At 63.8% G+C, this 14,509-nt stretch carries 6 protein-coding genes; all 6 read left to right on the top strand.

The window, feature by feature from the left end; translation table 11 throughout:
* Positions 1–153 precede the first annotated feature (153 nt).
* A complete protein-coding gene (locus tag ACNJYD_RS30755) occupies positions 154–4,833 on the top strand; it encodes a hypothetical protein (protein ID WP_439364220.1) in 4,680 nt (1,559 codons plus the stop codon).
* A gap of 113 nt (positions 4,834–4,946) precedes the next feature.
* Positions 4,947–5,246 carry a hypothetical protein gene (locus ACNJYD_RS30750; protein ID WP_439364219.1) on the top strand — a complete coding sequence of 100 codons (300 nt, stop codon included), beginning with the start codon at positions 4,947–4,949 and terminating at the stop codon, positions 5,244–5,246.
* Positions 5,247–5,597: 351 nt separating this feature from the next.
* Entirely contained in the window at positions 5,598–6,554 is a 957-nt protein-coding gene (locus tag ACNJYD_RS30745) for an ArdC family protein (RefSeq protein ID WP_439364218.1), read from the top strand.
* Positions 6,555–6,661: 107 nt separating this feature from the next.
* Positions 6,662–8,779: a ParB/RepB/Spo0J family partition protein gene (locus ACNJYD_RS30740; RefSeq protein WP_439364217.1), complete on the top strand. Its 2,118-nt coding sequence runs from the start codon at positions 6,662–6,664 to the stop codon at positions 8,777–8,779.
* A gap of 180 nt (positions 8,780–8,959) precedes the next feature.
* Positions 8,960–13,276: a strawberry notch-like NTP hydrolase domain-containing protein gene (locus ACNJYD_RS30735; RefSeq protein ID WP_439364216.1), complete on the top strand. Its 4,317-nt coding sequence runs from the start codon at positions 8,960–8,962 to the stop codon at positions 13,274–13,276.
* Positions 13,276–14,337, top strand: a complete 1,062-nt coding sequence (locus tag ACNJYD_RS30730; RefSeq protein WP_439364215.1) for a DUF7146 domain-containing protein — start codon at positions 13,276–13,278, stop codon at positions 14,335–14,337. The genes ACNJYD_RS30735 and ACNJYD_RS30730 overlap by 1 nt, the downstream gene beginning before the upstream one ends.
* Positions 14,338–14,509 lie beyond the last annotated feature (172 nt).

Here is a 14,509-nt window from a genome sequence, read left to right as displayed (position 1 = left end):
TGTCATGATATCGGCCGCCGAGGAAGGTTAGCGTGCCCTCGGCGCCCACACTCATTGCCTTGGACGGGGCTCAGCTCTGGCGCAGGAGTTTAGTCGCGCCCGGTCACGCTTCCAGGAATTGTCTCGCAAGTTCATTCATTCCAACCGATCGTCATGCCGCTCACCCCCGAACAGCTTTCCCATCAGAGCCGATTGAAATCCGCGCTTCAGGCCGAGAAGAACGCGCACAAGCTAGAAAATCTCGCGGCCGGACTTGTGGGCCGCCTGCTCGGCATTTCGGTCGCGGTGGCCAAGTCAGGCTTTCAACACGGTGGCGATGCGGGTGCAGTCGGCCAGCAGGATCGCCGGTTCCGCCTAGAGTGCAAGAAATATGGCGACGACACTAGCCTCAGCGACCGCGAGCTCCTCGGCGAAATCGACCATGCGCTGGCACGTGACGAGGCGCTGGAAGCATGGATCCTGATTGCCACGCGCAGTGTTCCGGAGCAGCTCACCCAGGACCTGGTGCAAAAGGGCGAACGGCTCGGCATTCCCGTTCTAGTCATCGACTGGAAGGATCATGAGTGCGCACCGCTCGCTGCCTTGTGCGCATTTGGCCCCGATCTCGTGCAAGCCGAGTTCTCACAAGAAGCTGCCGATCACGCACGTCACCTGCAACCTGCCATGGGCGAGGCCATCGCCAGCCTGCGCCGAAATCTGCAGGTCTGGTCTCTCGGCTTCGAAAGCCTGCGATCCGAATCGCACCGCAAGCTGCAGGGCATCTGGACCTCGCAGCGCATGTCGAACGCTGAACTTGGGCAGGATGCGGCAGGAGGTGCTCAGTCCAAGAGGGTGCGGCGCCAGCGTGTTCATGATGCGCTGGATGCCTGGTGGCGGGGTGCTGCCGCCAGCGACGCGCCGACGGCGATCATCGGGTGGGACGGTGTCGGCAAGACCTGGGCCGCGCTCGACTGGCTGACCGACCGGCTGCCCGAACAGCCGATTGTCCTCACCGTTCCCTCTTCGGCGCTTGCTGGTCTGACCGGAATCTCGGAATCGACCCTCAGGCGCTTTTTGGCCGAGCGGCTCTGCGAGCTTACCGGTACCCGCGATCCCGAGCATTGGTTGCGTCGGCTTGCTTACCTCCTCAAGCGGCCGAGGGAAGAGGGGCCCGTTCTCACGTTGCTGTTCGATGGCCTCAATCAGGAGCCCTCGGTTCCTTGGCTATCGCTCCTGAAGGCCCTCCAGGGCGTAGCCTTCGAGGGGCGGGTGCGCGTGATCATCAGCACGCGCAGGCATCATTTTGAAGACAAGCTCTCGGGCCTTCGCGGACTTGTCGTTCCGGCCGTTCCCGTCGTCGTCGACGTCTATGATGCGACGTCAGGCGGCGAGCTCGATCAGATGCTCGCTTTCGAGAACCTTGCACAGGCAGATTTGCATCCCGAACTCATCGAACTTGCGCGCACGCCGCGCCTGTTCAAGCTCGTCATCCGCTTTCGCGATCGGCTCGTGGAGGCAGGTCAGGTCACAGTCCACCGGCTGTTGTGGGAATATGGGCGGGATACCTTCGGCGATCGCGCCGGCAAATCCTTCAGTGAAAACGACTGGCGGGCGTGGCTTGCTGAAATCGCCGGACGCTACCGCGGCGGTATCCAGGAATTCTCGCTCAAGAGCCTTGGCGAAACGGCAAGCCGGCCCGATCTCTCCGGGCGGGAGGTGTATGCCCGGCTGAGCGACATCATTGATGGGCGCTTCGCAGGGCCCGGACCCTCAGGTGCAATGCAGCTCAGTCCGACTGTCGTAGCCCACGCGCTCGGGGCCGCGCTGCTTGCGCATCTCGATGCGATGGGAGGAGCGACCTTCGCGGCGGCCGAGACCGAGGTTACGCAATGGCTCGACCCGATCGCAGGCCTCGATCAGCGCGCAGAAATTCTCCGGGCGACCGTCTCGATCCTTGTCGAGCGCGGAGGCCCGTTCACAACGCCCATCGGCGGCGTTCTGGTCACAGCGTGGCTCCAAACCCAGAACGTCACCGATGGTCACCGCCGAGAGCTTGCGAGCCTCGCACCGAGCATTCCAGACGCCCTCCTCGATGCAGTGGAACAGTCGGACGCGCACGCTCAGGCATCGGCTCGAATGTGGGCAGTCAATGCGCTTCGGGCCATCCCGCGAACCCAAGGCGCGCAATTGGCTGCGATCGTGGCGCGGGTCCGTGCCTGGTTCTCGATGGTATCGCGCGAAGTCGATAACAGGCCCGACACCAATGCCGACTTCGAGCGGCGTCGTGCGGAGCGTTACCGCAGCCGTATCGGGACCGATTCGTCCGGACCATTGACGGTGCTGGGCGTTACGCTGCGTCTCGTCGATCGCGACGATGGCAGGCTGCAGGCCGCAGCGCCTGCGATCCTCGAAGGCTTTCCTTTGTCGAGGATCACGCCGTGTTTCGAAGCCATCGCGGTCGCCTCAGCCATCCGCGGACACGCGGATGGCTGGCAGGGCCTGAAATGGCTTTGCTACTTGAATGAGCTCGATCCCGAACCCACAGCTGTTGCCCTGCGCGCCCTGTCGCAGGACATCGGCTCGCGCGCGCCCGAATCCGGCATTCACCCGCAGCTTCCAGCCCGCGCAGCGGTGCTCCTGCTCTGGCTCAGCGGGCAGGAAGCCGACGAGGAATGCGCCGCTCGCCTCGACCCCGGCATCGACCGGCACTACACCTATGAGAAAGACTACTTGCCGAATCCGAGCGGGAGTTTCTTTGCGCTCGAGCGCCGGCACGCGCACCTTGCGCTTGAGGACAAGGAGCGGCCTCTCCATACTCGCTTGCAGCGCACAGCCGAGCTTTGGCTCGATCCAACCTTTCAGCCGCCAACAGGCTTTGTCGAGGAATTGCGTTCCGCCGCTGCCGGCTTTGATGTGACGACGCTCCACCGGCAGATGGGACGTGTCCCGGAAGAATTGTTCTTCGAACAAGTCCAACCGGCGCTCGCGCGATGCGCTCCCGACCTTCTCGCCGATCTGCTACGGCGCAAAATGGAAAGCTTCGCGTCCTGTCCGTCCGAGTCACGCTATTGGAGCGCCATTCACGCCACCGAGGCTTTCATCCTGGCGGGGACGGCGGAGGCGCAGTCGGCACAGGGCTTGCGCCTGAGCGTGCACGAGAAAGACGAGAATAATGAGGGATTCGCGGCGAGCGAGCTGCTCAAGATCGAACTGCAGTCCCTTGGTGATACACAGACCCAGTTCGATAGGCTCATTGCGGCCGACCTCAAATTCATTCCTGCCGATTTTGCCGAGGTTATGCAAACTCCGTCTGCGGCGGACGTTGACGCCCTGATTGCGCGCTACGGCGCAGCGCCTGCCAAGCAGCGGCGCGATCTCGTCGTGCTCTTGTCGGTTCACCCGGGCAGCTTGAGCGACAGCGCCTGGTCGTGGCTGACCGGTTTGATCGATCAGCCCGATCATGATCTGGATGGTGTGCTGTTTCGCATGCTGACGCTGGCCGATGCCGCCCGGTTTGGGCGCTATCTTGCCGCAAAGGCCTGGGGCTGGAGCCCGTCGGCTGATGTCTGGGTCAACCATTATGGCACCGGCGCACTTATCAGAGCCGAATCGGCTCTGCCCTTCGACCAGTTGGGGCCGCGGCTTGCGCCGTGGCGCCTGCTGGAAGCGGCACGTGTCCGCGGCGCCGACCCCGCTGAGGTGCGGCTTGCCGCCGAGATCTTCAGTCACGTGCTTGCCGCCGACAAAATCGCAGAACCCGACCCGGGCTCGACACTCACGGTCGACCGGACGGAGAAGAGATTCACACCGTTCTTCGTTTCCGTGCAGCCGAGGCCCGATCCGCAGGATCGACATAGCCCGGCAGCGATCCGCGCTGTGCTCGATGCCGATGAGCGCATCAAGGCACACCAGCGCGCGGTAGAGACCGCAACCGCGCGTATCGAGGAAGCAAGGCAATCAGGAGCGAGCCTCTATCTGACCAATATTGATGCCATCGATCTGGGACCTGTGATCCAACATGCTCCCGACATGATCGATCGCTGGCTGGAGGGCTCGCACGACATCAGCACGGATTTCCGCAGACGTGTGCGCCTCGCGGAGACTGCGTTCCTTGCATTGTGTGAGGCGCTGCTCATTGGAGATCCTAAGCGCGGTGCCGCCCTGTGGCGCGCACTGCGCATGACCGTGACAACACGCTACATTGGACCCGCGGGTGTGGACGAGTTGCTGCATATCGTGTTTCGCGTTCCCGATTCGGCGCCCGTGGTCGCTCTTAGGGACGAACTTGTCAGCCTGCCATTCTGCCATTCGGATCAGAGCCTCTTCAATGTCGCCTTGGCGGCGTCGTACAATGGCAAGGCCGCCTGGATCGCCGATCTTGCGGCCACAGATCGTGCCTCGTCGCTGACTTGGCGGCAGCGACGTGGCGCCCTCCTGGACGGGCTCGGCACCGGCTATGCGCTCCCTGTTCCGGAGGCCTGGCCCGAAGGCCCGGTCCGCACGGATATTGACAATCTGCGCGGCAAGGCCGCGCGGCTGCGCTGGCGTGAAGCCTGCGCTCATCATTGGTGGAAGGCTTATCTCGCAGCTCAGGATGCAGTTGAGGCTTATGCCGCTTGGGTGCTGTTTCTGCGCTCGGCGGACGGGCGTGCCTGGACCTGGATGCGTGATGACGTGCAAGGACAAGCCATCAGTGACGGCTTCTTTGCTCTTAAGCTCGCACATGTACAGCTCAACCGGGCGGAACTAAAGCGCGCGATGGACAAGACCCTGGAGAGACGTGACAAGACCTTTGTCGATCACGACATCGTGGAAGGCATCGGGCCTTGGGCGAACGCGGCCAACACCGTCTGATCAATCCACAGCGGGGATGGCCAACCGCCGCCTTTGGCAGACCGGTCTGGCGCGGCTTCGGCGATTCACGCTACCCATCATCCCCAATCGCCTGACTGCACAATGGGAATGTAATGGTTGCAGTAACCCGTGACGTGCCGGCCTCTGGTTACGCGCTTGAAGTGGACGGACTACTCAAAGCCGAATTTGCAACCAGGGACGGTGCCAGGGCAGGTAGAGAAGAACTAAAGAAACGTTTTCCCATGCTTCAGATCAAGATCTATGAAGCGCAGACGAATGCGCGCGAGGAAATCTGGATCCCCGGCTGGCGAATTCTTTCGCTTGCGCGCGTGCGGCTTTCGCCGCACCGGGCTCTCGTGAACCGAGCCGCTTCGCGTCTCGGCCATCCGGCTTCGATCCCTCGCGCAAGGTGATGCGGAGCTCCTCGCCGGGGGCACTCGGGAAAGGGTCCCGCCGTCAAGAAGTATGACGGCGTCGCTATCACTGCCCCGTTCCCGGGTGCCCTTTTAACCGGTCTCGTCGCTGCACTCGGTCCCGCGTGCCGCCTTCGGCGTCGCTATGCTCACGCTCCTGCGGGTGCCATTTTGCGGTGAGGCGATGCGCCCTTGGCGCACGCCTGGCCACTTGTGTGCGTGCGGCACTCTCGCAAATCACGGGCGTCGATTCCGCCTGAAGAGGCTGAGAGTAAGAGTGCCGGCCGGGTTTTGCCGTGACGGGTTACAGGCTGCGAGAGAGGCTCGCGGCGTCCGTCGCGGAGATCCGCGATGTCCAGGCACTATCTTCGGGGGCGCGCCGGCGAGGACCGGACAAGCCTTTATGACGAAATCACCAACAAGATCATCGGCGAACTTGAGGCCGGCCGAGTGCCGTGGGTGCAGCCCTGGGGTACCGCGGCGGCGACGGCGTCTTTGGCCATGCCGAAAAGCGCTGCGACGGGCCGTCAATACAGCGGCATCAACGTTCTGATCCTCTGGGGGGCTGCTACCGAACGCGCATTCACAGGTCAGAGCTGGCTTACCTTCCGCCAGGCGCTGTCGCTCGGCGGTCACGTCCGCAAGGGCGAGCGCGGCACCACCGTCGTCTATGCCGACCGCTTTGTGCCGATCGAACAAAAGCGGCGTGCCAGCGAAACAGGCGACGAAGCGCAGGCTATCCCGTTCCTCAAGCGCTTCACGGTCTTCAACACCGATCAGTGCGATGGCTTGCCTTCGGAGATTGCAGCGACAGCGCCACCTCCGCCGCCGGGCCTCATCGAACCAAAGGTTGAATATCTGATCGAGGCGACCGGGATCGACTTCCGCATTGGCGGCAACCGCGCCTTCTATATGCCGGCAGAAGACTATGTGCAGGTACCGCCACCGCAAGCCTATTTCGAGCCGATCAATTGGCATCGGACGGCCTTGCACGAGTTAGCGCATGCCAGCGGCCATCCGTCACGCCTCAACCGCGACTTGTCGGGCGGCTACGGCACCAAGAAGTACGCCTTTGAGGAATTGATCGCTGAGATATCGTCCGCATTCGGTTGCGCCTCGCTCGGCATCGTGCCGACGGTGCGGCACGCCGACTATATCGGCTCCTGGCTCGAGGTGCTGCGAGGGGACAGTCGCGCGATTGTGCGAGCTGCCTCGCAAGCCAGCAAGGTTGCGGATTATCTCCTTGGGTTCTTGCCGGAAGCGGTTGTCGACATGGCGGCGGAGGGAGCCGAGCAGGAAGCGGCGTGAGGTTCTCCTCGGCCGCCGCGGGTAAGAGAGTGAGAGGGCAGGTCGTTTTTCGCGACGGGTTGAAGGCCGAGAGAGAGGCTCTTGGCTGCCCGTCGTGGAGAATCGACATGACGAAGGCTGTCCAGAAGATCACCCTGTCGCCCTCACGCGACATTCCGTTCAACAAGCTGGTGCTGAGCCAATCCAATGTCCGTCATGTGAAGGCGGGCATTTCGATCGAGCAGCTCGCCGAAAGCATCGCGACGCGCACGCTCCTGCAGAGCCTCAACGTTCGGGCCGTCGTTGATGCCGATGGGAACGAGACCGGCATGTTCGAAGTGCCTGCAGGCGGCAGGCGCTATCGCGCCCTCGAACTGCTCGTGAAGCAAAAGCGCATGGCGAAGACGCAAGCGGTTCCGTGCGTGGTGCGCCACCAGGGCATCGCAGAAGACGACTCGCTTGCGGAGAATGACGAGCGGGTCGGCCTGCACCCCCTCGATCAGTTTCGCGCCTTCCAGTGTCTCCACCAAGGTGGCATGAGCGAGGAAGACATCGCTGCCCGGCATTTTGTGACGCCGGCCGTCGTAAAGCAGCGGCTTCGACTGGCCTCGGTTTCGAGCAAGCTGCACGAGATCTATGCCGAGGACGGCATGACGCTCGAGCAACTAATGGCGTTCTCGGTGACAGCCGATCATGCTCGCCAGGAGCAAGTCTGGGAGCAAGTCAGCCGATCGCGCTACGACGAGCCCTACCAGATCCGGCGCTTGCTGACAGAACAAACGGTCCGCGCCTCCGATCGCCGCGCTCGGTTCGTTGGCCTCGAGGCTTACGAACAGGCAGGCGGCGGCGTATTGCGCGATCTGTTCGAGCATGACGATGGCGGATATTTGCAGGACGTTGCCCTGTTGGACCGTCTTGTCACCGACAATCTGAAGCTCGAGGCGGAAAAGGTCGCGACCGAAGGCTGGAAGTGGATTTCGGTGGCGGTCGATTTCCCGTACGGCCATACCAACGGCCTGCGCGAACTCGAGGGCAAGCCTGTCGAGCTCTCCTCGGAGGAGCAGGCCACGATCGACGCACTCAACGCGGAGCAGGCGAGGCTTGAATCCGAGTATCAGGATGCCGACGAACTGCCCGACGAGGTCGACCAGCCGCTCGGCGAGATCGAAGCGGCGCTGCTCGCGTTCGAAGAGCGGCCGATGATCTACAAGCCGGCTGAGATCGTCCGCGCCGGCGTCTTCGTCAGCATCGATTCCGAAGGGCGTCTGTCTGTGGACCGGGGTTATGTCCGGTCGGAGGACGAGGTCTCCACGGTCGATGCTGAAGTCGGTCAGGGCGCCGATGCCCAGCCGATCGAGGGGAAAGAGACAGGTAGCTCCGTTCAGCGGACGGTCATCGCGATCGCAGGTAGTGCTGCTGACGCCGAAGAGGAGGATGAGGACGCGACCAAACCTCTGCCGGATCGGCTCATCACCGAACTGACGGCGCATCGCACCTTGGCATTGCGGGACGCTCTTGCAGAAAATCCCGCGATCGCGTTCCAGGCGGTATTGCACAACTTCGTGCTGACGGCCTTTTACCGGTTCGCCTCGTCCGGAAGCTGCCTCGAGATCGGACTTCGCACGCCGACCTTTCCCGCTCAAGCTCCTGGCCTGCGGGAGAGCGCGTCGGCGAAGGCGGTTGAGGCGCGGCATGAGTCCTGGAAAGCGCGGTTGCCGAAGGGCGAAAACGATCTTTGGGACGCGCTCACAGCCCTCGACAGCACCGCTCAGGCGTCCTTGTTCGCTCACTGCGCCTCATTTGCGGTCAACGCTCTCTATGAGCCGGCCAACCGCTACAATCAGGGCCGTGTCTCCGCCCACGGCGTCCGCACGCGTCTCGACCAGGCCAATGTGCTGGCGCGGGCGGTCGGCCTCGACATGGTGCAGGCCGGCTGGCGGCCGACCGTCGACAGCTATCTTGGCCGGGTTACCAAGCCTCGCATTTTGGAGGCGGTGCGGGAAGCCAAGGGCGAGTCCTCGGCGCAACTGATCGACCACCTGAAGAAGGCCGAGATGGCCAAGGAGGCCGAGCGGCTTCTCGATGGCTCGGGCTGGTTGCCAGAGCCGCTGCGTTCCGTCGAGCCCAGCGTGTCGTCGGTGGAGCAGGAGGGTGACGCCAGCCCCTTGCCCGAATTCCTCGCTGACGATGAGGATCAGGAGAACGCCGGCGACGATGACCCGCAGCAGCTCGACGCGGCTGAGTGACACAGAGCGGGATGGCTCCGGCCATCCCGCAGTTGTTTGGGGACCGGTGTGTAACGCCGGTCCCCATTTTTATGGGCGAGGGCTGAGAGGGAGAGCAGGGCCGGGAAGGGTTTGAGCCGTCGGGTCAAAGGAGAGCGCCTGGTGGTTCGACCCGTTCCCGCTCTCCCGAGAAATCCTGACATGACCGAGTCTCTTGCAGGCGGCGCTGCCGCCGCGCCGCTCTCGATGCGTGCCGCTGCCACTCTCACCTCTGCCGCCCTCAAGGCCGCCCGCCAGATCTTGACTGATCTCGAACGCGGCCGCCGCATCGATGCCGCCGTCCTGCGTGGCGCCATGGAGGCTGCCTTCGGCGCCTCGGACGCGACCGGCGCCTGGAACTGGAAGACCGCCTATGACGTCTGCGAGGCGACAACCGTTCTATTCCTTCGCAAGTTCGGCCCGGCCATGCGCGCCAAGGCTGGCTCGACGGCCGCGATGCTGCCAATGCTCGCGAAAATCGCGAGCTGTCTGCCGACCCATACGCGGCGTTCTGAGGACAGTCAGGCGCTTCAGCAATTTTCGACGCCGATGCCGCTTGGGCTGGCCGCATGCGCCGCAGCCGGCATCACGCCTGCCGACCGTGTTCTGGAGCCATCCGCGGGGACCGGCTTGCTCGCCATCTTTGCCGAGCTCGCCGGCGGCTCTCTGATGTTGAACGAGCTGGCCGAAGGCCGAGCGGCGCTGCTTGATCATTTGTTTGCCAACGTTGAGGTCACGCGGTTCGACGCCGCGCAGATCGATGATCACCTCGATGCGAACGTCGTGCCGAGCGTCGCTCTGATGAATCCGCCGTTCTCCGCGGTGGCAAATGTCGATCGGCGGATGGCCGACGCTGCTTTCCGGCACATCGCTTCGGCGCTCGCGCGTCTTTGCGATGGTGGACGCCTCGTCACCATCGCTGGCGTAGGCCTTGCGCCGGATAACCCGGCGTGGACCGATTCCTTTGTTCGCCTCCAAGAGCGCGGACGCGTGGTGTTTTCTGCCTCGATCGACGGCGCCGTCTACGCCAAGCACGGCACCCAGACGGACACGAGGCTGCTCGTAATCGACAAGTTGCCCGCCGCCGATCCGAAGGCATTTCCCGACTCGCAAGGCATGGCTGGCGATGTCGCCACCATGCTAAATTGGATAACCCAGCATGTGCCTCCGAGGCTGCCCGTCGCCGCGCCGCTCGTAGCCGACCTCGCTAGGCGCCCGGCAATGCCCCGATCGGCCGTCGCAATTACACCAAGCACTTCGTCCACTTCGGGGAGCGCGCCGGAAGGTACGGAACTTGCGTACGAGACCGTCGAATGGTCGCCGCCAGAAGGCGCCCGCCTCACCGATGCGCTCTATGAGGAGTACGGATTGCAGTCGATGCATATTCCCGGATCGTGCGCGCATCCGACCAAGCTCGTACAGTCCGCGGCGATGGCGTCTGTTGCGCCGCCGAAGCCGTCCTACCGTCCGCACCTGCCTTCGACCCCGGTGGCAAATGGAGTTCTTTCGGACGCCCAGATAGAGAGCGTCATTTATGCGGGCGAGGCTCATTCCGAATTCCTGACGGGCTCCTGGACAGTCGATGCGACCTTTGATGTTGTGGCCGCCGCGCGCGACGACGCCGAGAAGGCCGTCCGCTTTCGCCGCGGCTGGTTCTTGGGCGATGGCACCGGCGCGGGCAAGGGGCGGCAGGTCGCTGGGATCCTGCTCGACAATTGGCTCAAGGGACGCCGCCGTGCGGTCTGGATCAGCAAATCCGACAAGCTCATCGAAGATGCCCAGCGCGACTGGTCCGCGCTCGGCATGGAGCGGCTGCTTGTTACGCCCCTGTCCCGGTTTCGCCAGGGCACACCGATCCGGCTTTCGGAAGGCATCCTTTTTGCCACCTACGCCACGCTACGCACCGACGAGCGTGGCGAGAAGCTTTCGCGTGTCAGGCAGATCGTTGAATGGTTGGGCTCCGACTTCGACGGAGTGATCGTCTTCGACGAGAGCCATGCCATGCAGAATGCGGTCGGCGGCAAAGGCGAGCGCGGCGACCAGCCGGCCTCTCAGCAGGGACGGGCGGGCCTGAGGCTCCAGCACGCCTTGCCCAACGCTCGCGTGATGTATGTGTCGGCGACGGGCGCCACCACGGTCCACAACCTCGCTTATGCCCAACGCCTCGGCCTTTGGGGCGGTGCCGATTTCCCATTCGCCACACGCGCGGAGTTCGTCGAGGCAATCGAGGAGGGTGGAGTCGCGGCGATGGAGGTGCTCGCGCGCGACCTCAAGGCGCTCGGTCTCTACGCCGCCCGCTCATTGTCCTATGAGGGCGTCGAGTACGAACTTGTTGAACACCAGCTTACGCCGGAGCAGGTTCGCATCTACGACGCCTATGCCGATGCATTCAGCATCATCCATAACAACCTCGACGCGGCGATGCGGGCCGCCAACATCACCGGAGAAACCGGAACGCTGAACGGGCAGGCAAAGTCCGCGGCCCGATCCGCCTTCGAGAGCGCCAAACAGCGCTTCTTCGGCCATCTGCTGACCTCGATGAAGACGCCGTCGCTCATCCGATCGATCGACCGCGATCTTGACGCCGGTCATGCCGCCATCATCCAGATTGTTTCAACGGGCGAAGCGCTGATGGAGCGCCGGCTCGCCGCGATTCCGACCGAAGAGTGGGGCGACGTCCAGGTTGACATCACCCCGCGCGAGTATGTGCTGGACTATCTCGCCCATTCCTTCCCGGTCCAGCTCTACGAGCCGTTCACCGATTCTGAGGGCAACCTCTGCTCTCGGCCTGTCTATCGCGATGGCCAGCCGGTTGAGAGCCGGGAAGCCGTCGCACGACGCGGCCGCCTCATCGAGAAACTCGCCTCGCTGCCTCCGGTACCCGGCGCGCTGGATCAAATCGTCCAGCGCTTCGGCACCGACATGGTCGCCGAAGTGACCGGCCGCTCGCGCCGCGTCGTCCGCAGGGGCGACCGGCTGGTGGTCGAAAACCGCGCCGGTTCGGCCAATCTCGCTGAGACCTCGGCCTTCATGGACGACATCAAGCGGATCCTCGTGTTCTCCGACGCGGGCGGCACCGGTCGGAGCTACCACGCCGAGTTGTCGGCCCGGAATCGCCGCTTGCGGGTCCACTATCTGCTCGAGCCCGGCTGGAAGGCGGATGCTGCGATCCAGGGGCTCGGCCGCACAAACCGGACCAATCAGGCGCAGCCGCCGCTATTCCGGCCCATCGCGACCGACGTGAAGGCGGAAAAGCGCTTTCTCAGCACCATTGCCCGCCGGCTCGACACATTGGGGGCCATCACGCGCGGCCAGCGCCAGACCGGAGGGCAGGGGCTGTTCCGGCCTGAGGACAATCTCGAAAGCCAGTATGGGCGCGATGCGTTGCGTCAACTCTACACGTTGCTGGTGCGAGGCAAGGTCGAAGGATGCTCGCTCGAGAGGTTCGAGGATGCGACCGGCCTGAAATTGACGGATGCCAATGGGCTCAGGGATGACCTTCCGCCGATCACGACCTTCCTGAACAGGTTGTTGGCCCTCACCATCGACCTGCAAAATGTCCTGTTCACTGCCTTCGAGCAGCTCTTGACCGCCCGGATCGAGGGCGCCGTCGCATCGGGCACGTACGACCTCGGGCTGGAAACGCTCCGCGCCGAAAGCTTTGTCGTCAGCGAACGGCGAACGATCTATGTCCATCCGCGCACAGGCGCCGAGACGCGGCTACTCACCATCGTCCAGCGCCAGCGTAACCATCCTGTTGGTTTGGACGACGCCCTTGCTCGTCTTTCCGATCATGCGGTCCTGCTGATCAACGAGCGCTCGGGTCGGGCCGCCGTGCAGGTTCCGGGCTCGAGCATCATGCTCGACGACGGCGAGATCGAGCGCCGCGTCCGCCTGATCCGGCCTATGGAGCAGCACCACGTCCCCTTGAACATGATGCTGGAGAGCCATTGGGTCGAAGCGGATCGCGAAGGTTTTGCCGCGGCCTGGATGGCTGAGCTTGCCGAGGTGCCTGAGTTCACGGAAAGCGCGATCCACGTCGTTGCGGGATTGCTGCTACCGATCTGGAAACGGTTGCCGAACGAATCGACTCGTGTTTATCGGCTCCAGACCGACGCGGGCGAACGCGTCATTGGCCGCAAGGTTTCTGTCGCGTGGGTCGCGAACGCCATCTCGGCGGACGCGCCCACGCTGTCGCCGGACGCTGCCTTTGCCGCGGTGATGAAGGGACGCACCGTCCTCGACCTCACGGAGGGGCTCCAGCTTCGTCGCGTCCGGGTGATGGGCGCCTGCCGCATCGAGCTGTCGGGGTTCACCGACACGATGCGCGATCGCCTCCGCGCTTATGGCCTCTTTGGTGAGATCATCTCCTGGAAGCTGCGGATGTTCGTGCCCACGGACGCGAGCGGCGTCGGGATCCTGACAAAGGTGCTCGACACCTACCCGGTCGCGCGCGTCAGTGAGCGGGAGGCCGCGTGATGTCCCCCGCGCCTTGCGAACTGGCACGCCGCCTCGCGCGCGAGGCCGAGGCCGTGTGCCGATACTATCTCTCCAATGGCAAGCGAGCAGGGCGGTACTGGGTGGTGGGCGACGTCCGCAACACGCCGGGCCGCTCGATGTTCGTGCGGCTCCAACAATCACCGAAGGGTCCAGCCGGCAAGTGGACTGATGCTGCGACCGGAGAACATGGTGACCTCCTCGACATTATCCGCGAATGCCGGGGTTTGCGCGACTTCAGCGAGGTCACTGAGGAAGCGAGGCGGTTTCTGAAGCTGCCTCGTCCTGAGCCGCTGCCTGCCTCGAAACCCATTCGTTCGGTGGCGCCAACTGGATCGCAGGAAGCCGCCCGCCGGCTCTTTGCGATATCCAGCCCGATCGAGGGGACGGTAGCCGAAACGTACTTGCAGCGTCGCGGAATAGCCCTTGCTCATCATGATGGCAGCCTGCGCTTCCACCCTCGTTGCTACTATCGACCGGACGAGCATTCGCCGACCGAAACCTGGCCGGCGATGATAGCCTGCGTCACGGATCTCGATGGCCGGATCACCGGCGTGCACCGAACCTGGCTCGATCCAGACGGCTTTGATCGCGTGCGGCTCGGCAAGGCTCCGATCGACACGCCGCGACGAGCCATGGGCGACCTGCTCGGCAACGCAGTTCGTTTCGGTGTCATAGACGACGTGCTCGTTGCCGGTGAGGGTATCGAGACCATGCTGTCGCTGCGTTGTATACTGCCGACCTTGCCCATGGCCGCAGCGCTTTCGGCCAATCACCTAGCAGCCCTGGTACTGCCGGCTGGCCTCCGTCGTCTCTATATTGCGCTGGACGACGATGCGGCCGGAGATGCCGTTCAGGCGGCGCTCACCCGGCGCGCAGAAGACGCCGGCGTTGAAGCGATCGCTCTGTCGCCCCGGCTGGGCGATTTCAACGAAGACCTGCACGTTTTCGGCCTCAAGACCCTCCGAGCAGCATTGCGGCTTCAACTCGTGCCAGAGGACGTCGTCCGCTTCCTGCATTCGTCGATGGTCGCCGCAGAATAGGCTGGTGCTTCGATCGACGTTGATAGCTCGGTCATAACGAGGCCATTGCCCGGAAGAGGCGCGAACCTCGGCCTTCTAGAGGGCGATCGGACGGCAAGCGGCTCGGGCCGGCAATGGCTGCGTCCGGCTATTTTCCGCCGCGCGCGAGCGACGAGAAGACACATCAGCTGTC

Origin of the sequence: Bradyrhizobium sp. SPXBL-02 (assembly GCF_051853065.1) — a bacterium.
In the GTDB taxonomy this organism is placed as follows: Bacteria; Pseudomonadota; Alphaproteobacteria; order Rhizobiales; family Xanthobacteraceae; genus Bradyrhizobium.
This window is presented reverse-complemented; position numbering and strand designations above follow the sequence as displayed.